At 46.9% G+C, this 21823-nt stretch carries 14 protein-coding genes; 3 read left to right on the top strand and 11 right to left on the bottom strand.

Annotated features, from left to right (window positions below; all coding sequences use genetic code 11):
- Positions 1-87: 87 nt before the first annotated feature.
- From MLD56_RS11105 to MLD56_RS11070, 8 genes are all read right to left on the bottom strand, one after another.
- A complete protein-coding gene (locus tag MLD56_RS11105) occupies positions 88-555 on the bottom strand; it encodes a MarR family winged helix-turn-helix transcriptional regulator (protein WP_029519152.1) in 468 nt (155 codons plus the stop codon).
- 230 nt (positions 556-785) lie between these two features.
- Positions 786-3803, bottom strand: coding sequence for a GAP1-N2 domain-containing protein (locus tag MLD56_RS11100; protein WP_029519151.1), 3018 nt, complete (start codon positions 3801-3803; stop codon positions 786-788).
- Positions 3800-5065, bottom strand: coding sequence for a TRAFAC clade GTPase domain-containing protein (locus tag MLD56_RS11095; RefSeq protein ID WP_029519150.1), 1266 nt, complete (start codon positions 5063-5065; stop codon positions 3800-3802). Before MLD56_RS11095 ends, MLD56_RS11100 begins: the two co-directional genes overlap by 4 nt.
- A 16-nt stretch (positions 5066-5081) precedes the next feature.
- Positions 5082-5735 carry a hypothetical protein gene (locus MLD56_RS11090; protein ID WP_029519149.1) on the bottom strand — a complete coding sequence of 218 codons (654 nt, stop codon included), beginning with the start codon at positions 5733-5735 and terminating at the stop codon, positions 5082-5084.
- Between the two features lie 18 nt (positions 5736-5753).
- Entirely contained in the window at positions 5754-7043 is a 1290-nt protein-coding gene (locus tag MLD56_RS11085) for a vWA domain-containing protein (protein WP_029519148.1), read from the bottom strand.
- A gap of 46 nt (positions 7044-7089) precedes the next feature.
- Positions 7090-9456, bottom strand: coding sequence for a hypothetical protein (locus MLD56_RS11080; protein ID WP_029519147.1), 2367 nt, complete (start codon positions 9454-9456; stop codon positions 7090-7092).
- 3 nt (positions 9457-9459) lie between these two features.
- Positions 9460-12849 (bottom strand): tubulin-like doman-containing protein, encoded by a 3390-nt coding sequence (locus tag MLD56_RS11075; protein WP_029519146.1) that lies wholly within the window; start codon positions 12847-12849, stop codon positions 9460-9462.
- 24 nt (positions 12850-12873) lie between these two features.
- Positions 12874-14676 (bottom strand): vWA domain-containing protein, encoded by a 1803-nt coding sequence (locus MLD56_RS11070; RefSeq protein ID WP_029519145.1) that lies wholly within the window; start codon positions 14674-14676, stop codon positions 12874-12876.
- A 300-nt stretch (positions 14677-14976) separates the two neighbouring features.
- Here MLD56_RS11070 and MLD56_RS11065 point away from each other — a divergent pair, with 300 nt between their 5' ends.
- Complete coding sequence (locus MLD56_RS11065) at positions 14977-15129, top strand: hypothetical protein (protein ID WP_165147246.1); 153 nt, start codon at positions 14977-14979, stop codon at positions 15127-15129.
- Entirely contained in the window at positions 15122-16039 is a 918-nt protein-coding gene (locus MLD56_RS11060) for a hypothetical protein (RefSeq protein ID WP_029519144.1), read from the top strand. Before MLD56_RS11065 ends, MLD56_RS11060 begins: the two co-directional genes overlap by 8 nt.
- Positions 16040-16184: 145 nt before the next feature.
- Here MLD56_RS11060 and MLD56_RS11055 read toward each other — a convergent pair whose 3' ends face one another.
- The 3 genes from MLD56_RS11055 to MLD56_RS11045 all read right to left on the bottom strand — a co-directional run bounded on the left by MLD56_RS11055 (position 16185) and on the right by MLD56_RS11045 (position 21192).
- Complete coding sequence (locus tag MLD56_RS11055; RefSeq protein WP_029519143.1) at positions 16185-18941, bottom strand: PHB depolymerase family esterase; 2757 nt, start codon at positions 18939-18941, stop codon at positions 16185-16187.
- A gap of 195 nt (positions 18942-19136) precedes the next feature.
- Complete coding sequence (locus MLD56_RS11050) at positions 19137-20267, bottom strand: bifunctional cystathionine gamma-lyase/homocysteine desulfhydrase (protein ID WP_029519142.1); 1131 nt, start codon at positions 20265-20267, stop codon at positions 19137-19139.
- Position 20268: 1 nt separating this feature from the next.
- Positions 20269-21192, bottom strand: coding sequence for a PLP-dependent cysteine synthase family protein (locus tag MLD56_RS11045; RefSeq protein ID WP_029519141.1), 924 nt, complete (start codon positions 21190-21192; stop codon positions 20269-20271).
- A 256-nt stretch (positions 21193-21448) separates the two neighbouring features.
- Between MLD56_RS11045 and MLD56_RS11040 the strand changes: the two genes are divergently transcribed.
- On the top strand, positions 21449-21811 hold the full coding sequence (locus tag MLD56_RS11040) for a hypothetical protein (protein WP_029519140.1): 363 nt from the start codon (positions 21449-21451) through the stop codon (positions 21809-21811).
- Positions 21812-21823: the final 12 nt, after the last annotated feature.

Genomic DNA, 21823 nt, shown 5'->3' with positions numbered 1-21823 from the left:
GTCTCCCTCTCCTGTAAACCTCTTATCTAAGATCGTAATTCACTGCTTTTGAATACTCCTATCCGGGTAAAATCTCTATATATTCGCTCATGCACGGGCGTCCGCAGGGTGGTAGTCGCGGAGAATTTTTTTAAGCAGGCCGCGCAGCGTCTCCGATTCTCCGACAGATAACGTTTCCCCTACCGAGCTTTTAATTGCCTCAATAGTACGTTCAGCTACCTTGTGAATCTTCAAGCCTTCCTCAGTCAAATAGATTTGCTTCATGCGTGCATCTTCCGGGTGACTTTTGCGTACTGCCCAGTTTTTCTTAACGATCCCGTTAACCAGGCTAGTAACGCTTGATTTATCAATAAGCAATAGCTTTTCCAAATCCGTATTGGTGACTCCAGGCGACATCGCCAGTATATAGAGCGTCTGCGATTGTGGGGAGGTGAGCCCCAAAGGGCGCAGTGCTATTTCAATTTCGCGCCGGACGGTAGTGAAAATCCATTTAATTAAATACATCGTGCTCTCTTCCTCCCAAGGAAGACAAACGGGATACACCTCGCTTCCCATCTCACTACGAACCTCCATATCTATCTAATTTTAATAGTTTGAATTCCAACTAATTTTAATCAGCTGTCTACTTAGTGTCAATACTTTCGTAACATGATGCTTTATTAGATAGGGTTAATTTTGAATTACAAATTCATCCTTTATGGAAATATAGGCACAATAAAAGACGAGTCCTTTGAAGGAAACCCGTCTTTTACTTCATTCATCATTCATTTCTGTTTTATAGTTGCTTAGTCCGCAGTTTTCACTTGAACTAGCGGATATTCTTCTCCATCAACGGTAACCGTGCTAGCATCATTCAGTTCCAACCGCTGCCAAAGGGTCAATAGCGTACGATAAGGATACTTCTTCAGATCATACTCCGATGGTGTGTCAGTGTCTGTGTCTGTATTTGCTCCATTGCCACTACCCTCAGTAGTAATCTCCGAAGTCAAGCCTCCGTCCGTGTTGCCAGTCACTGCTCCAGATTGATCACCACTTTTTCCACTGGATGTACCCCCACGAGCTGTGGAACCATTGTCCGTGGATTGTCCATCTGCTGTCGTGCTTTTTGTAGTGGCGCTCCCAGTGTTTACATCACCGGATGGATCATTGTTCGCCTTACTGGCTGCTTCCTTGTCGTTCTGTTCAGCAAGTGTAAAATTTTCGTATAAGTGCTCCTGCTGATCCGCACCGACAATGACGAGCTTCTTCGGCTTAAATTCTGCCTGCTCTGTCGATGTCTGAAACGCAAACAACAGCTTGACCATTTTCGTAGTGGACTTGGTATTAGGCACATGTGTCACTATCGCCGTAGGCTCCTTTTTTACGGGCACTGTAGGCTCTACAGGCTGTTGTTGTACAGGCTTCGGAGTGGCAACAGGCGCAGGTGTGTCAGCAGATCCGATCACCCCGGTTGCTTTCAGGCCGCCTAGCGTACCTGCAATGACAATCAGCACGATCCCGGAAATCACCCCACCTTTACGGAAACGACGAAGCGTTTTGACCAGAGGCGTGTCCGTCTCACGCTTTGCTGCCAAATAGAAATTTTTAAAGGCAGGCTTCGCAGGTTCAAAATATTGACGCCACAGCGTTTTTTTATGCAGTCCCTCTCGTCCTTCCTTTTGGAAGAATAGAAGTAGCGCACGTCTGTAGGATGGTTCAAAACCGCCGCGTGGAGTAGCAAACTCAGGGTGTTCCTCCGACCATCGGATAAAGCGGTACATCGTATCGTTATCCTTTGCCCATTTGCGAATCGAACTGACCAGGCGAGCGAAATCCAATATTCCCTCTCCCGGCCCGTCAGAACGATAAAAGGCAGGCAACAGACGGGCAAAATGGCCTTCCGCAAGCTGCTGGGGCAGCCAGCTGTAAGCCCAATCCTGTACCTTTTCTACTTCGCCGGGCTCCAGACCGTCCAGCACCGACGGTTCCGGGTCCTCCGTGTTAAACCAATCATAAGCCGCAACTAATCGCACAGCTTGTCCCTTAAGAGGAGCAGGCAGCTTTCCAACCCACTGCACCAAATCAGGCCGTGTGAAAAAAGGAATCTGTACGACCTGATCGGGTGATATTTCCTTTAGCTCTACTTCGGTAAGTAAATACCGATCCGACGCTTCCTGCAAGCGTTCTGTCAATCCAGATTGCTCCAGCGGGGACAGTTTGCCTACGGCAGAGTTGCTGTCCCATTGACGCAATCGTTGGTGAATGGCAGCCACAGCCTCTACTGGTTTTCTTTCCGCACGCAGTCGGCCCATCAGTGCAGATTCTGCCAAAAGCTGAAAATCGGCATTCGCCGACACTTCGATATACCTACTGCCCCATTCGTGCACAACAGCCAGCAGCCCCTTGGCATCCGGTGTTCTTTTCATCTGACTGTCCATGTAGGGAATGAACAGCATTTTTGTCAGTGCCGGATTACCCAACACTTTCGTAAAATATGCCTTGCCTAATGATGGATTCTCTTCAATTGTATGATAAATATACGTGACTGCTTCCGTATTTCTGGCAGTATAAGCATTGTTTAGCGAACGGATTAAATATTCCACCAACCGATTTTCGCTGCTGCGTGCATGAACTTTATAATAGTCCTTGAAACTATCTACCAGGCCTACATCCGGAATATATCCATCCTTCACCCGATCAAATTCATGATCAAAGAACGACAGAAACAGATCATTCAGCCTCATTTTACGTGGCAGCGCATCGGGTGGCGATAAATAATCAGTCAGGCTTCGTAACACAGTGATTCGTTGTTCGTTGTATAATGCCCGCTCTCCCTGCTCAATTCTGTACAACGTAATTAGCTCATGATAGCTGGATGGCGTCAAATCACGCCCGGCCTCCATACCTGTCAGCATTTGCTCGGCAAATTTGAAGAAATCGTCCGGCGTCTCACCATTCAACAACGTACGGACGATCCAGTCAAAATACGGCTGTCTCACCTGCTCTGCATCCACATTAAGTATTCGACTATGATTAGACAGGTCAAATACAAAGTCCTTTTCTACATTCCGATCACCGGGACGCAAACTAAAAGGCTCAACAAACATCAAGTGAATGCCTTTTCTGCTGTTTGGTTCCTGTGCATATGTAAGAAATCCGAGTCTGTTGCGAAATGCATAAGGCAGTGCTGCATATAACACACCAAGCAGTTGCTTGGCTGAAGATCCGACCGCTTCTACAGGAACATTCAGCGCTACGTATACCTTTTTGCGACCCGCTGCGGACATCATGACTGCGTATAAAAGCTGTTTGAACACTTCTTCGCTCAGCTGCAATTGAGCCAGCACTGTAGACGGGTCAACAGCCGGAAATACACTTCCACCTGGTAGACGCTCCAATTCCGGCAAATCCGTTCCCTGCTCAATATCATAAGTATCAACAAAGGAGGTGTTCAGCCACTGCTTATAGTCAGACGGAGATTCACCATGTCCGGCTGGAATCACATAGTTGTGCGTGAAAAGGGCGCTTCGTAGCCCAGTAAAATCCGCAGCCTTATAAATACTGCGGCCAAGTACTACATCCCCGGACTCCGTCCGTACCAGATGTATGGCTTCCGGATAGACACTTTCCTGTTTCTCGCCGCGCGCCGTCAAAGCAGCAGGCGCATCATATACACATAAGGGATGCAGCACCTTTTTAATAAAAGAAGCATCCAATCCTTTGGAATTAGCCACTGTATCGAAGCCTTCCGTAGAACGGAAAATACCACGCCGTTCCCGTGTGTACATCTGCTGTTGTATCAAATGAGAGGTAGCATAACTCACTGTGATTCTCTCCCCTCAATGTACTTCAACTTATAAAGCAGCCAAATAAATGGCTCATCCACACGGATCGGACTAACCAACCCTTGCAGCTTTTGCTCAACCGGATTGCTACCCAGCGCGGAAACCGCGAAATAGGCCGTATCCGTAAAATATACATCCATCGTGCCCTTGAACGGTTTATCCACCTTTTCGATGAAGCGCCGAACTTCGCCATCAATGTTCGCAAACTCATCCAAATCCATATATTTGCGATGCTCCATCGGATTAAAAATATTGCTGTTCGTCTTGATGTATGTGCCTTCTTCATCTGCCAACGCAGTAAGCATATCACTTTTGGTCAGGACGACAGCGGTCGGAATGTCCGTTTTCCCTTTTTCCTGATAGGCGATAAAATCACCGAACATCGTAAGTACAACGTCACGCGGTTCATCATATTGTGAGACCCACTCACCCGGCTTATCGCCAAGGTTAATCTTAATGCGCTCCCGAATAGAGCGGATTTGTAGTGGATCGACCATAAAGAGAATACCTGCAGAATTCTTAATATGCTGCCCATGCAGTCCCAGATAGTCCTGATCTACCATTCCCTCACCGGCAACATCAAAAAACACCAGCGTCAGTGGCGGCTTTTCCTCATCCTTAAACACAAACTGGAAAATAAAAGGCTCCTGCATCTTTTCTTTTTGTGTCGATGTAAGCAGATCGCCTCTTTCAAATAAGGGTTCCTCATACATGGTGCGGAACTTTCGGCTGATCTCTGCATTGAGTGGCATGCAAGCCGCGTCAAAATGATCGGCCGTAACATGTTGCAGCGTGTGAATCAGGGAGGTCATATAAACAGATTTCCCTGCCTGCGAAGCTCCAATAATCGAAATGATATTGCTAGGCACCTTACCCGCAGTCACGGGCAACTCGTTATGGCAGTGCGGGCACAGTCGGTGACGCGTCAGCTCGCCATAACGGTCGGTCAGTCCTGTCAGTACATGATCAGAATACAATCGATGTTCCTCAGGAACATCAAGGGGATGTAAAATCGCCTCCATATCATGCACACTGTCCAAGCCAAAACGCTCCCGATATTTGTTCAACAGCTCATCTTCACCCAAAGCGTAGTCCTCGTCATCTTCACGGTGATGAGAAGCACGGAATACTACTTCCTCCGGGGAGAATTTACTAAAGCAATAAGGGCACACAATATCATAAAATAACGGCCTTGGCGCTGCCTGTGGCTTTCTTCTGAATAAATTGCTAAGAAAACTCATCGGTTGCGGCCTCCTTTCATTCAGGAACTAATTCATATACCGTGCCATATTTCTGGCCGTCCGTAAAAAACAGCCGCACATATTCATCTCCCCCCACTTCAACAGCGGGTAAAACATTCCGTCCCGCAACAAAAGGTGCTGTGAACGGATACAAGGTTCCATCGTCCCGATCTGCGGGATAGCCCCCACGCTTCTTCACGTAGCAAAGCGCCTCCTGCGGGACAGGAACTTCGGCTGTCACCTGAATTTGGACGGTTTTGCGGCTGCGAAACCAGCCTTTTTTATGGTGAACCGCATATCTGATTTTAGCCCTTCCGGTGCTCAACTCCAGTTGGTTGGCTCCGTCTTGCTGACGGATCACGTAAGTGTCTCCATCCTCCCGAACAGCCGGATACACGGTATACCGCACGCGTCCAATGCCTTCAATTCGGTCACGATAGCTGCCAGCAGCCTTATACTCCTCGCGTGTAAAAAGTTTTAGGCTTGAAAAAGGCGGTAAAACTTCACCTTCATTTTGCCCATTCACACCTGCATCGGCTGATTGTTTCGCAATATATACCACGGCTGCGCCCTCAGGCCACTGCCAGCGTAACACAACCCGGTTGTCATCAATTTTGTGGCTCAGCTCCGAAATAATAGGATCACCGGGCTGTGCTTCCCTATACTGCATAAGTTCCAGCCTCCCGTTCTAAAATCCACTGCTGCGTCGATTGCGCGTCGGGGCTTCCGCTGCCCCTCTCCGGCGTCCTGACGACTCACCCTGACTTCCTCCACCGGAAGATCGGCGAGTATTTTCCGCAATCGGCAGAACAAGCGAAAAGATAGCAATAAGGGCTGCCAGTACGAGCGCTGCCAACAAACGAATCATCAAGTCTCCTATAGGCGATCCAGATAATCCTTTTTCCAAAATAAAGCCAGCGAGCAAGCCTGCCGGGACTCCACCAATGGCGAAGTTCCGTGCAAGAAAACGGTTATCGAACATCAGCCCAAGAGCTAATCCCAATAGAGCGCCGATAATGACCAGAGCCGTTACACGATAAATGGCAAAATACAGACTGTCGGCATATTCACCTGTCCGCTCCGTTACCAGTGTGCGATCACCGATTTTGTTATATATTTTACCGAACGCCTGAGTAAGTCCTTGGGCATTGGCTACATTAGAATAAGTTCCGCCTGTCAGGTTAGCAATATTTTGCAATAAGGCTATACCATCCGACTCTGCCAGTTTCAGCCCAATTGTATTGACCGGAATCTGGCGCGCGATATAAGGAGCCAATGCTGTCTGGGTATCCAACTCGCTAAAGCCATCAGAGAGCATAATAACGAGAGAACCTTTTTCTGCATTGCCTTGGGTTTCAATCTCCTTGATCGTCTCGTCCAAAGCAAGTCTGATCTCCGTACCGCCTGACATTATAGTCTGCATACTATCGATTTTGGAATAAACCGCTTGCTTCTCTGCATCTGTGCGAATGGGAGTAAACGGCTGAACCAACTGTGCAGTAGAATCAAATGAAACAATGGCTACCCGCTTGTCTCCATCCATTTGACCAATCAGACTCTTGGCAGCCGTTAGGCGTTCATTATCAGGATCTGTTTGTTGCATACTTCCGGAATTATCAATCACAAGTACGAGGTCCTGTACGCTCTTGCGCCCTTCAGGGTTAACCTGATAGCCCAACTCCAATAGCAGACCTGCCACGAACAACATCACCAACGTAGCAGGCACCAGTAACTTCCAGGATAACCCGGAGTAGCGCTGCCGCCATGAATGTCCATTTAACTGTGGCGAAATCAGTTCGCCAATCAGACAGCCTAGGCCAATGCACAGGGCCATGATGCCAAAATACAGCCCGATCACGATGATATGCGGCCAGTGCCCTATCAATTTGTGAAGAATAAGCTCTCCCAAGATGAAGCCTACTACAGCGCCCAGCAAGCCGAACAGTAATAGGAGAACGTTAAATTTACGCTGCTTCATAAGAATCGTTGCTTCCTTCCATCATTAAAGTAGGATGAATATGTGGCTACCGCAATTCCGGCAACCGGTCCACGTCGATTCCGTGAAACACGAAACCATTCGCAGTATATGTCTCATAATACGTTTTGCCGTTGCGGTAAACCATCAGATCCTCCAGATGGAAGCCGCCCATCAAATGCAGTTTTTCCACCCCGCTACTGCGACGCTCATGCACAAAACCCAGTTTGTAAATACGCGAAGTAATGTCCACATCCATCGCATAAGGAAGAAATTCGCCTTCGTAGTCACCAAAGAAGTACTTTTCTTCATACCGATGCTCATGGGTATAGTCGAGCAAACGTACGTTAATTCCGCCATGTTCCTCTAACGTTTGATACAGTTTTCTAAACAGCTCATCCTTCGGAACGACCAGCCGATTTTCATATGCAGCAGCTACATTCGCACGCCGCAATAATTCTTCTTCGAAGGTCTGATTAAACGGCTGTGAACTGAGAATCAAGGTACGACAGGTCAGCGTAAGTCGATCCACCAATGCGGACAGACCCCCGTCCAGCAATCCGGATACAGACCCCATATGCCGGGTATCAAAGAATATAGATTTTCCCCGCTTGCTTTCCAGCTCACGCATGACATCCTCTGTCACACGCTCGTAATACTCGAACAGGTTTTGACCTGTGTAACTGTCGGCCTGCCGAATACTGTCCGTTGCAGCTTGATGCAGTTCACGCTCCAGGCTGGCAAGCTGTACTGTAATATGCTTCGCTTGTGCATGCCATTTCTCTAGTGCCAGTTCATAGCGGCGAAGTAACTCCAAATCCGCTTGAATCCGCAGCATGTGCAGCTTGTGCCCGTAAACTGTCTCGGTCAGGTAACGGATCAAGCTGCGCACATTATGCTTATCCATGAGTGGTAGTCGTTGAAAAGGCTGGTCCTCCACCCGCCCGTTATACAGGGTATCCAGTTCAGCGGCACTAATCTGCAAGTCATTGGACGTATCCCGAATCAGCCCCCGAACAGCCGTAAGCACATTCCCTGTTTTATTTTCATCCGTCCAGTCTGTCAGCTCGAAAAATCCGATTTCAGGATATTCCTTGGCAGCTGCATTCACAGCCAACTGCAGACCTGATTCCGCCTGAAAATCTCCCAACCGTTTGTGCACAATCCGTTCACAATTATCACGGAAAAAGGCTTCGCAGCCCTGACCAAACAAGGCTTCCTCCGCCTCACGTAATGTCATTCGCTTCAACGAGCCGTAGCTGGCTCCGCTGGTCATCAGTGCACTCATGTCCGTGATCGCTTCATTACCAGGAACTAGATCATTTCGCGTGCGACCGCGCTCAGCAGCATCTAAACCAAAATAATTCAGCTTATCGCGTATGTCCCACTCCTGCTCTGTTCTCATACGCTCTAACAGCTTCACATAAAAGTGATACAGCACCGTAAGTGCGATTGACTGGTTAGGGCGGTTGACTCGGGAAAATCCAGCCGACACATAACCCTGCCGCCCGGATTCCGTCATGATGTTGTTTTTAAACGATGTATTGTTGTATCCCCCATCCTGTGACCGATAGGAATCTCCTGCCTGATAACGGTTTTTAAGAAGCTGAATGTGGCAAATGATGTCACAGCTTTCTCGCAGACTATTCGGCACCGTTACGCCGCGTTCGTTCTTGTCGGACAGCACATAGACGAGATCGAACAACGGCGATGGAGCATGGGATACCGGAATGGTCAATTTGTCCTCGGTCATATGAAGCGGTGCCGTAAACGTATACTCCGGACTCTGGATATAGTCCAACTCTCGCATGAAAGCAACGGACGTTGCACTACTGTAGCCAAATTGGGCAGTCTGATCGCTTTCATTCACCAACACATACAGATCCATTTGTACCGATTTAAAAGACTGTGCAAAAATATACTCCGCCAACAGCGTAACTTCAGGGATTAATACGTTCATGGGGTCATCCGCTGTCGTCAAGATCGACAAATGGACACGCTCGAACGAAGAATACAACCGACCGTAATCTGCCAGATGTCCACTAGCCCGGCGCAACGCGGTGTTAAGCTCAATTAGCTGCGATTCATGTGTATAAAAGGCTTGGTGTAAGTCACGGCGTATCGTTTGGTGGCCACTTTCCTCCGGTACCGCTATCGTATGAACAATAGCATCCACCGAACGATCTACAGCCGCATGTTCTTCCTGCGAGCGAATCTGAATATATGTTACTCCCGTGCTGTTATCCCACTTGGTTCGGTTGATATCTGCAATGGTGTTCATCACCGGGTTCATACGATCCCCGATAAAAAGAAACACAGACGGGAAATGGATGCTACTGCGTCCATCCCCGCTTCCGATTAATTGGTCCTCTGCGGCTGCATAGTCAGCCGCATAACGTAACAGCTGCTCTCTCATACTTTATTTCAACTTTCTGCGGATGTCGTTTAATTTTCCAGCCATTTGAGCATAGAATGCATAAAGTTCCGCTCCGTTAGCCAGCTCCACCTTTTCATATTCCAATTGATTGCGGGCCTCTGTGTAAGTTGCAGCCAGTTCATCCAGCTTTGCCAGCAATGGTGTAATATCCTCAGATGAAGTCAATACAACATCACGGCGATCCGCCTTGCGCATTAGAGCTGCAAATTTCTTTTCTTCCAAACCACGGAAGTTTGTAAACACTTCAAACTCCACATAATTGCGGCTCTTCATGACGTTCGCAAACGGCTCCCAAGCCTCTTCCTCTTCGTCACGATCATAGACATACAAAGCGCCTTTTTTCGTAATCGTGTCCGTATAGAGAGCCTGAATGAACTGATCCAGCCATTTTTCTTCATCCTGATATTTACCCAGCAAAGCTTCCAGTTCAGCGGCTTTCGCTTCAATTTGTGTATATTTCACCAGTTCTTCACGAACCACCTGTGTTAACTCTGGTGAACGGATCAGGTTTTCCTTCGCCATCTCTTCATTGATGCTGCCAAAGATGTCCTTGCTTCCGGCCTGCTCCAGCCCTTCAGCCAGCAGACGTTTCAACTCAGACCATGCTCTTTTCACCTCACCCAAATTCGGCTTGGATTCCTGCAAACGCATATCGTAGCCTGCCAGCATCGCATTCAGATCTAGCGCATGTGAACGGATTACAGTGAAGCGGCTGCTCGTATTCTGATCGACATCCTTTTCTCGAATCACGCCAAGTGACTTGGCACGGTCAAAATCATTACGAATGCGTGCATTGTATGCTTGCACACGCGAATTGACGTAAGTTTCGCCCCATGACTTTTCAGGAATCGGCGACGGCAGATTAGTCCAGTTGTTCTGGCCTGTTTGCACCAGATGGCGGCCAATACCTTCGCGGTCAAGAATCGTTTTTTCATAGCTTTCTTCATACACTTTGAGCGGCGTATATACAAACAGAGGAACACCATTACGCGTATTGAGCCAGAAAATCCGGTTACGAACTTCACTTTCTTTAATAGTAAAGTGTGATTTTCCAATTGCATTATTTTGATAATTGCGAACGCCTTTTAGGATATTAGGCGACTGTACAGGTACCGAAACGAATCCCCAAGACGGGAAGTACAAGTTGCCAGAGCTATTGCTCAGATGGAACACAGGTACAGCTTCCTCATCCAGTTTGCTCGCAATGTAGCGCTCCACAAATTTTTCAATGGCTTCATCTTGCCCGTATTTCATGACGAGGAAATCCTCCATGGAACGGGTAATGAGATCACCGAACTTATCAGTCAAGAAATTGGAGATTGAGCTGATGATGTCCATATCCTGATCCTTCACCCATTGATCTGAATTTTCGAGCAATTCTTGGGCAAAATCACGAATCAAATCGTCACCGTTGCGGTTATCCAGCAGCTTGGTCACAACTTCAGAAATATCCGGTACACTTACCAGATTCCAATAGTACGTTTTGTTACCTTTGTGATCGGACTGTTCCTCGCCGTTAATCAGCAGATCACCATTCTTCTCGAATATTGCGCTCAATGCGTTCAAAATTTCAGTAAATACATTATAAATGCGGCTATTTTCCTTATTCAACAGGTCATACAGGTCTTCATAAAATTCAATGAGCTGCTCTGTACGTTCCACATCAGCACGCAGCCAATATTCATTAATTTTCGCTTCAATGTACGCATTTTTCTTTTTATCCTTGGATACAAACGCGCTCTTGGCATCGCCCAACTTTTCGTTCGCCTGCTCACGCGCCCATTCAATGTCCGTCGGAATACGGTGCAGTGATTCACGCAACGTCTCCACATATGAAAGCAGCATTTTCAGCAAGCTAAATCCTTTTTCAGTATAAATCATGCGGGATACATAAAACGGTCCTTGCTCAGGATGCAGAAACATCCGGCGAATTTGATCCGTAAACTGTCCTGTAATTTCACCAGGAAGCTGCTTCTTCGCTTTGATATACTCTTCGCGGGCACGCGTCAGGAACGTTTGCTCCAGCTCGGTGTCCATATTGACAACTTGCATTTTAACGACATTGCTATAACTTAACCGTTCACTGTTTTCAAAGCCCGGAAGCGGCTCAGGTACACGGGATTCAAAGTTTTTGATCATGCTATCCAGATCCACGCCCAGCTTGCGGGCAAACTTCTCTACATCCTCTTGATTTGGCGATTGCTCGAACATTTTGGACATTTTGCCAAACATTCGATAAGCCAGATATGTCGTCATTTCCTCCATTGGCAGCACCGCCGAGGAAGCCCCGATAATATTGTAATCGTAGTTTGCTGGATACGCCTTATTCATTTGTGCGATATTGGTACGGATATTGCTGATATAGTCATGAATGGCAAATTCTTCGCCGGATTGTTTTTCCTCACTCGCCATAAAGTTGGTGATGTTTTCGGCGGTGACATTCATGCAGTAATCATAAGCATTTTCCAACAGCTTGCCTTCCGTATTCGTGGCCGAAATGAGATGGCACAGATTAAACGGCGGAAGCGGCGAGTTCACGGTCAAAATATTTCCGTACTGCTGCTTAAAGCGTTCACCACGGCTGTCTACATTCATCCAGTAGTCCAGCTCTTTCAGTGCAGCATAGCCGTTCTTTTTAATATATTCACGTGTATGCTCACTCAGGCTTTTGTTCGCCAAATTAATATCCGGTGTAAACAGATACCCTAATGTATTTACACGGTCTACACCTGCAGAGCCATAATCGCGCTCAATAATTCCTCGGACGATATATGAGATATCGAGGAAAGTACCGCTTCCTGTACCGCCGGACAAACCAGACAGCAGGAACACCATAAGCTTCTTATTGGTGCCCTCAGACAAGGTTTTGATTTTTTTGTCAATGCTTTGAACGACCTGATTAATTTTGGTGAACAGCAGTAATCGTCCTGCCTGACGTACCCCTGCCGCCCCGTTCATACCATCGGTAATGCTCAGCTCTGGAGACAGCCAATCGGTAATGTACGGCTCTAGAATGCTACGGTTTTGCAGCAATCCGCCGATTTCCGCATTGGACAGCAATACAAACTCATTGATGGGGTCCAAACCAATCCCCTTGTATTTTTTGTTGCGGTCTTGTTCATTCGTTTCAAAAGCGAGAAATTCCACATTGTCCGGTTTATCGCTCTTTTTCTTGGAGATCGGATCTGCTGGAAGCTTGAATCTGCGGTTAATTTGATATTTCAAGCGGAGAAGGGCATCAATTCCCGTACCTCCGAGTCCGATAATTAAAATAGGATTATCAATAGTATCCACTCTGATCTTATCGCTTACGATCCCCCCGCCGAGTGATACGTCTAATTGTTGGATATGCTCTCTAACTACTGGTTTCATAGATATGACCTCCTAAGGGTTCGTTTAGCTGTTTACTGAAATAAATTCCAGCAAAATGGTTTTGTCCACACTGGCTAACGGGATGGTCAGACGATCACCGTTTTTGAGTTCAAGACCGTTGCCTGTGTCTACAGCTCGCCCGGATTTTTCAATCGTAATCTCGGAGGTACTGCGCACAATGATACGATCCTGATTGGCTGGTGTGAACACAACCTTGTCGGTTCCAGCAAATTCCGGTGCCAGTTGCAGCAACTGGTGCAGATTAAATTTGCCCCGGAAGGTGTTCAGCTTCTTGTACTGCGGATACGTTTTTTCGCCAGTGTTCTCATCCCGGATTTCCAGTACGATTTGACCGACAAAGCCACGGTTGGCCTTTTTCATAGCCTTCCAGATGAAATATGCGGCAACCAGCAGAACGAGCAGTCCCAGCCCTAAAAGAATGAGTGGCATTAGCTTGGACTTTTCAGCAGGTGTTGTTGGCTGAGTCGTGCCCGTATTTGTACCGCTCGTCGCCCCTGCTTTAGCACTAATGGTTACAGGCTGTGTTTCACGGTAGAAGCTCTTCTCCTCTGCTCTAACGGTTAGTTCGTAGTCATGCTCATCTGGAATCGTATAGGAACCGGTAAAAGAATCCCCTGCGTTGGTTAACGGCACCTCATTCGTTGTACCGGAATCCAGATCCTTGACCTTCAGAACAGCATTCATATTCGCATACAATTCCTGATCCTGAAGATGCTGGCTATTGCTCGTCAGGTAGGAACGAATTTGAACTGCATCGCCTTTTTTGTATGATTTGGCGGGCGGTGCGTCCATTTTCAGCTCCAGATCATAGTTAAATACCAGATTAATATCAATCTGATCCTGCTGGACTCCCTTGACTTGGAGCTTCCAGTCACCAGCCGCAGGCTTGAGCAGTTTAATCAGTGAGTAGCTTTTGGACTTGGACAGCAGCACATCGCTCGAAGGAATCGGCTTGCTGTTGCCCGACGGGTCTATCAGTCTCGCATCCACCGGTTTCGAGGACATGATCGAAATGTTAGCCTCCAGCACACTATCGTTCGGTACGGTTACCGTTACGTCCTGATAGTCGCCGTTTGCCGTAATGGACTGCAAAGGCACCACTTTCAACTTCAAATTGCTGGCGAAAATTTCACTCAAAATGTTCGGCAGGTCATCCGCTGAGCTTGTAATAAAGGACTTGCCGCCCGTTTGCTGCGCTATGTCGGCGAGCTTGTTTTTATTCAGCTTCCCATCTGCATTCAAGCCGATGGTGTAGATCGGAACGCCGCTATTTTTAGCCTCGGCTACAGCCTGTGCCATATCCTGATCGGATTGGCTTTCGGTTCTACCTGTCGTCTTATTAAAATCGTTGTTACCGTCGGCCAGCATGACGATCATAGGCGCATGTCCAGCTGTTTTACCATCTTGCAAAATGCGGATTGCTTCCTTGACACCCACGGAGGTGTCAGTATACGCCCCCCGGTTCAGTCCGTCAATAAACGTCTTCAGTTCCTGCTTATCCGCTTCGGATGTAATATTAAGCAAGGCTTTCTCACGCTGTACGACATCCGTATACGCTACAATCCCGACCTTGTCATTTTGCGTCGACAGCATATCAATGAACATTTTCATGGCTTCATTGCCAATTTTCCCAGGATCACTGGTGTTCATTGAATTACTTACATCGACGACCAGCACCGCATCCACCTTAGAAGCAGAGGGTGAAGCGGCATTCGCCATCTGTGGCTGCCATGCCAAAATCGAGGTCATGATCATTGTACATATGATTCCGATGACTAAAAACCATTTTCTGTCTCTACTAAACATCGCTTGTACCCCTTTGCCGGTTAATTCTCATTCTAAATTACAGTTGTACTCCCCTACTATTAAATTATAATGAGTTTTACATGAGCGCCAGCTGAAAATACTGCCCGAATGGTCTGAATCCAACCCAAAAGCCTGTTATACCGCGAGATTTTACCAATATCCTGCAGTAATGATATAATTATACCCCAACAAGGGCAATCGGGCACCAGCCTTCTCCTTTATACGACAAAAATAACAATAGCGAAACCCGCCCATGTAAAATATTGAAGTAAAAATCCAAGTAGAAAGAGGAAATACACTATGATCTCATACGGATGTCTGGCGATTATGTTTCTTTTTGTCGCCATCAAATCACTAATTTACTATATACATAAAAAACGCGCCCCGTCGATTACACAAATCGACACCGAGCTTCTAGCGCTGCTGAACCGGAGAAGTGAGCACAATGAATAGTTCCAAACAAGCTGTACAATTTCGCCCATTTACCCGCACAGAGTACGCCTTCCAAAAGCTAAGAGTCTGCAAGCGTTGTGGACAATTTACCGCCCTTTGGGAAGAAGAGTGCACATCATGTGGTCGGGATACACTAGTCCCTGTAGAGCAATATGCCAGACTCAGAGCCAAACGTTATTTTCGTAAAGACCTTGTCGTTAGTGTCATATTGCTGGCCGCTACTGTCTTTTTCGGCCACTCGCCGCAACAAATGCTTCTGTGCGGTATCGTCGGTGCGCTTCTTCTGCTGCCCTTGGTGCTTCTACAGCAGGGTATTTATCCTTATGAACGGCGTAGGCAGCTTATACGTCTGTTCAGAGGCCGTATAGGGCAGATCCAGGAAGGACTAAACGTTAATCATAAAAACGCAGTTGCCCTGCGGCAGCTTAGTGAGCGTGTCTCCTATGAAATGCTGCGTGAGATGGCTGTACTCCTTCACAATGATCGGATAAGGCTCCAGCAGGTCGCTCTGCTGCAATCTTTTGTTCTCCGCAAAGACATGGAATTAACGCTCGATCCTCTCCTGATCAAGAGCTTTGAGCCGCTTATGGTCAGATATATCGGAGAGATTGCCAGACTCAATCGTGAGCTGATCAAGGACCGGACATTCCGATACGTAGTCTTTTATGAGCGCCGTATTCTGGAATTGGCAGGGGGCGAAGATATTCTCGTCCGCGTAGCCAGTGCAGCTGTCCGTAAAAAGCGCTACGTAGTCACCCATGCCGCTTTCATTTCCAGATATGTGCGCAAACTGCCAAAGGAACGAGTCCAGCGTTTATATCATATCATTCAAGAGAATCCGTTAGAACCCTTTGGAGATTTGGCCGATGAAGTAAAGATCATGTACCTGATGGAGCAATATAAAAGCTAAGCTGCCATAATGCCCTTCTTTATATGACGTCATCCCGATCACAAATCACTGCAATGAACCAGCAAAAAACCGTCAGGATCGCCAATGTGCCTCCAGACGGTTTTTTAAATTATGGATTATTATAACATTGTTACTTTTTTATTGGCTATTGGCCTTGCAGTTTTTGCTGCGTATGTCTAATAGAAGTAAAGTTAAAAGCACGCACTCCCTGGCTATCATACACAATAATCTCTTTATTCAAATACGGGTGTAGACCATTAAAGTATCCGGGCATAATCAGTCTGCGCATAAATAGGTTTTTACCCAGCATACGGGGAGAATTGGTCGCTACGACAAGCATTTGCTGGGTTGCAGACCATGGGCTAGGTTGAATATATGACAGGCAATACTCGCCAGCCATAAAATCGCCGCCCAATGTATACCCTTCCTCCGTACATGTAATTTGCAGATCGGCTTGGTGCTTCTGAAGCAGCTCATGTCTGGACAGGCCCGAAGTGACACAAATCACGTTGCTATCAGCCAGTGCTTCCTCCGTAATATCATTGGAAGACACCACCGGATAATGAACACCGATATACGGATTCCAAGTCGCTGTTCGTGGGCTAGCTAAGGCGTTCGCCGTCCGTCTCACCGCCTGCTCTTCCTCCGGTGTAGCGTAGCTGGACGGAAGGACAATGTGAAGACGATCCATATAAACGTCAAGCACACCCATACCATGGCTCAAAACGTTTCTTCCCACGCTTTTCGAATCCACCATTTTCTTTTTGGCATCCGATTCTTTTGTAAAGCATCCACTGCTTTCTTCCTCCCGTTCGGCAATCAAACGGTATTCAGGGGAGGGACGTTTATGTGACTGTGTCTTAACAAAGCGAAAGCGACTGTATTCCCGCAAATCCAACACGAAAATACGGGCTCCGATACGAACTTGGGCCAATTCCAAGGGCATGACCTCTTGAGAAAGATGAATGATAAATTCTTCGGCGTGAACTGCCTCGATATCTAACTCACCTGTGGCACTCATTTCACCGTACAACTCGGCATATTCCTCATTTACATCCATTCGCGTCAGTTCCAGCCAGTAAGCCCGGTTATGTCTGCCCCGTTCCGTCCGGTAGGCGATACGCTGAGGTACGACATCTCTTTTCCATTGCATAAGCCAGCCTAGTACACCGTCCAGAAGTCTCAGCTCATGCGTGTCCCAGTGATTAGAATGACGTTCTACGACACCTTTAAAATGATCAGATGGAAGCGCTGTTACAGGGGCTGTAAATGCTTGTGCAAATAAGTAATCCTGATCTCCACATACATTTAATATTGGCATATTCAACAGATTTATCAGATGCTTGGGATGTGGCGCTCCAGAGATAACCGCAATAGCCGCAAAACGAGAAGGATAAGCCTGTGCCATCGCCCAAGCAGCGTATGCTCCGTTCGAATAACCCGTCAGATAGACCCGATCTTCGTCCACTCGATACGCTTGCAGTATGACATCCAGCCCCTCCAAAAAAGCAGCTTCTCCAATATAACTGCCCAACGTTACACCACGGCACGAAAAAGTAACGAATATAGCTTCCTCTTCCCAGCCTCGCCCAAAACCTCGATTCTGAAAATCCGGCAAACCCAGCTCATATCGCTTGCCTGGCATCAGAACGATCAGAGGATACTGTCGGTCAGCCGAATAGCTTCTGGGAAGCTGAATGGTATAGCGTTGCAAACTATTGTCCAAACGGGAGACAAAAAATCCTTCCCCAATTCCGTCATTACACAAAAAGATGTGTTCTTCTTGAAGTAAGGATGGGGAATGTGACTGCTCGGTATGTCCATATGTGAAAATTTGTTTTAATAGCTTGATATATTCACGTACAACCCGGTAATCCCAGATTTCAAAAGGATCTTCTGGAGAATCCGTTAACCTTTTTAATTCTTCAAGCAGGCCCTCTATTTGTATTTTCTGCGCAGAATGAAGAATATCTATAGCGCGGGCTTGAATGTACCGGTCATACTCTTCCTGCAAGCCCTCCACGACGACTGACAAAGGCCGCACAAGTACCGAATACACAAAATGATGCTCCACAGCCTCATGATCCCGATATGTAACAGTGAAGTGCAGCATTCCCGTATTCCTGGCCTTTTCCTCATCCCAGTCATAGCTTTGCTCCTGCTCCCAATATGCTGGAAAGCGATCCAGCTTCATGCCCTCATCATCCGTTACCTCGACCCATAACGTTTGATCTAAGGGAAGATCTATCCGATCCTTACGCAGTAAATAAAATAAGATCGGGCTGTCTTCGCCCTCCCTGCCAGCACTTTCTTCAACCTCTAGCCATGCCATATGAAAACGTATATTACGCTCTACAAATTCTCGATGCAGTTCTGTCACATCTGATTCGTCGCATACCTGATTTCCACTGATACGAATAGAGCGGGCCTCCTCGGGAATAAACGCAGCAATGATAACTACCGTGTGATCGCCTTCCTCCAGATACAAGCGAAAAGGACCGGATTCCGCATATACAAGTGTGCCATCTATCCATATTTGTCCCGTTCCTTCAAAGGGTCTGAAAATCACTTCCTGTGCAGCCATACAACGAAGATTTGAAACCAGCAAAAGCCTTTCTTGTTCGGCCAAAGGCGGAAAAACACCTAGATTCAGTTCCGCAGTCCGAGGGTCCAGCTCGGTCAATAATCGGCACGCTGCCTTTCCTCCGGCTGAAAGCTCTACTCCTTCTTCACCACAAGCCTTTTCCAAATTCCAATCCTCATGGGCAAAATAACTTGACCATTCCCTACCCACACCGCAATTTTCCGGAAGCTCGACTGGACCGACTGCATAAGCAGACGCCAGACGTACCGGATGATCCGACAGCACAGTAGTTGCTTTTTCCAGATGTGTGAACCTCATAACATTCCCCCTCCAGGTTTTTGTTTCCTCAGAGACGTAGTCGCGGTTATATTCCGTTTAACATTCAATTGAACTATATAAAACTATTCGTTATTACCTCTACGTACTCCTCTGTGCTTTTCAAAAAAGAAGCTATTCTCACAACAAAAAAAGAGGCAGCTTCTGCCACCTCTCTTGAACATTACACTTATTTTCTTACAATGCTGCCTGCAAGTCTTCAATCAAATCTTCCAGATCTTCAATCCCAACCGAAATCCTCACCAAACCTTCGGTAATGCCTAACTCTGCACGACGTTCTACCGGAATAGAGGCGTGCGTCATACGTGCAGGAACGCTAATCAAACTTTCAACCGCTCCCAAGCTTTCAGCCAGTGTAAAATATTTCACCTTTTTCAGAAGTGCAACCGCGTTAGCGTCGCTACCTACATCAAAGGAAATGATGCCGCCAAAGCCTTGAGCCTGGATTTTGGACAGTTCGTGCTGCGCATGGCTTTCCAGTCCAGGATAATACACTTTTCTAACCTTCGGATGTTTTTCCAAAAAGGCTGCAATTTCCTTCGCATTTTGCTCAATCGCTTCCATACGCAGACCCAATGTTTTAATACCGCGGATCAATAACCAAGAATCCTGCGGGCCGAGAATAGCACCAATGGCGTTTTGCAGAAAATGGAGTTGTTCTCCCAGCTCGTCGCTGTTCACAACAGCCAGACCAGCTACAACATCGCTGTGGCCGCCCAAATATTTGGTAGCAGAGTGAATGACAATATCAGCCCCGAGTGTAATTGGCGTCTGCCAATAAGGGGTAGCAAATGTGTTGTCGACGATCAGTAAAAGATCATGTTTTTTTACAAGCTCCGAAACAGCGCGGATATCAGTAACCTTCAAAAGCGGGTTCGTTGGCGTTTCGACATACAATGCCTTCGTATTCGGACGAATTGCTTTGGAGATAGCTTCCAGGTCAGTCGTATCCACAAATGTGGACTCAATTCCGATACGGCTGAGCACTTTGCTTACAATGCGATAGGTGCCTCCGTATACATCATCGGTCAGCAAAATATGATCCCCTGCATTAAACAGTGAAAATACCGCATGAATTGCAGCCATACCCGAACCGAAAGCAAAACCACGCTTTCCTTCCTCCAGATCCTTGATCAGCTCCTCCAAAGCAAACCGGGTCGGATTGCCTGTACGCGAATACTCGTATCCCTTATGGACGCCAATTTCCTCTTGCTCATAAGTGCTTACCTGATAAATAGGAACGTTAACCGCGCCTGTATGGGGATCGGTAGGAAGCCCGCCGTGAATCAGTTTTGTTTTGCGTTTCATTTTATATCCCGCCTTCATATATTTTTTTACTCAGATAACGTTCGCTGCTATCCGGGAAAATGGTAACAATATGTGCACCATCCGGTGCATTTTCTGCTTCCAGTAAAGCGGCATGTAAAGCAGACCCTGAAGAACTGCCAACGAGAAGACCCTCACGTGCAGCCAGTTCCTTGACACGGCCAAAAGCATCGACATCACTAATGGTGTGGATGGCATTAAAATATCCTTTATCCACAAATTCAGGAATTAATTCCATGCCAATTCCTTCCGTTTTATGTGGACCTGACTCGCCGCCATTCAAAATGGACCCTTCCGGCTCCACGATGACTGTTTTAAGGGCTGCATTTTGTTCCTTAAGATAACGCGAGGTTCCCATAAACGTTCCCCCCGAGCCTGCACCTGCCACAAATACGTCCACTTTGCCGTCCAGATCGTTCCATATTTCAGGTCCCATTGTCGTATAGTATGCCTCGGGATTATCCGGATTACTGAATTGCCGCGGCAAGTATGCATCTTTTATTTCAGCAGCCAATTCTTTTGTTTTTTCGATAGCTCCTTTCATCCCCTTACTCGTCGGGGTATGAACGATGCGTGCTCCCAATGCCTTCATCAGGTCCTGTTTCTCTTGGCTGAACTTCTCAGGCACAGCAAAAATAACCGAGATATTATAATGAAGTGCTGCCATCGCAAGACCAATACCTGCGTTGCCTGCTGTTGCTTCAATTAATGTCCCACCTGGCTTCAGCTGACCTGTTTTTAATGCTTTTTCAATAAGAGCCTTACCCACCCGATCCTTTACGCTGCCGCCGGGATTCATAAACTCCAGCTTCGCAAACAGGCGAATTCCTCTCGGTAGAGAATAGCTGTTCAGCTCCACTAATGGCGTACGTCCGATGAGTTCAAGGGTATTTTGATATACATTCATAATTTCAAGCTCCTTTTAATGGCGAATCCAAAATAAACCAATGGTCAAAAATTAACGCCTACTGTCGGAGAAGTTCGCTATCATCTCCAAGAAAACATAGTAATGCGGTAAGTATTGATGCAATAAGATTTTATGTGTATTTGAAGCTTTTGTCAAATGGACCAGTCACAATACCCACACCCCCTGCCTGCTTGCTCGATAGGATAGAGAAGATGTCACAAAATATTCCCCGTGCAACATAAGGAGGAGTTCATATATGGGAAAGCAATTTCTAAAGATAGCTGCCGTATATTTTGCCCTCAGTGTGCTGCTTAGTGCCATTATTGGCGTGTCGGGTGATTACAGTCTGTCCAACATTCAGTCTCATATCCATTTATTGGGTTGGACAACGCTTGGAATCATAGGTCTGATCTATGTGGCCTTTCCCGCACTTTCAGTTACTATTCTGGCACATACCCATTTTTGGATGCATAATATCGGTCTGCCCGTGTTGATATTGGCGCTTACAGGTCAAAATTACAAGGTTCCAGAGACTGAAGTTTGGATCGTCACAGGGTGGGTGTTACTCGCAGGGGGGACTATGCTGTTTATGGTGAATGTGTGGGACAGACTGCGCTAGAGCAGATAAGTT

It is taken from the genome of Paenibacillus peoriae, from assembly GCF_022531965.1.
GTDB lineage: Bacteria > Bacillota > Bacilli > Paenibacillales > Paenibacillaceae > Paenibacillus > Paenibacillus polymyxa_D.
The sequence above is the reverse complement of the archived record's forward strand: the minus strand, read 5'-3'. Positions and strand labels throughout refer to the sequence as shown.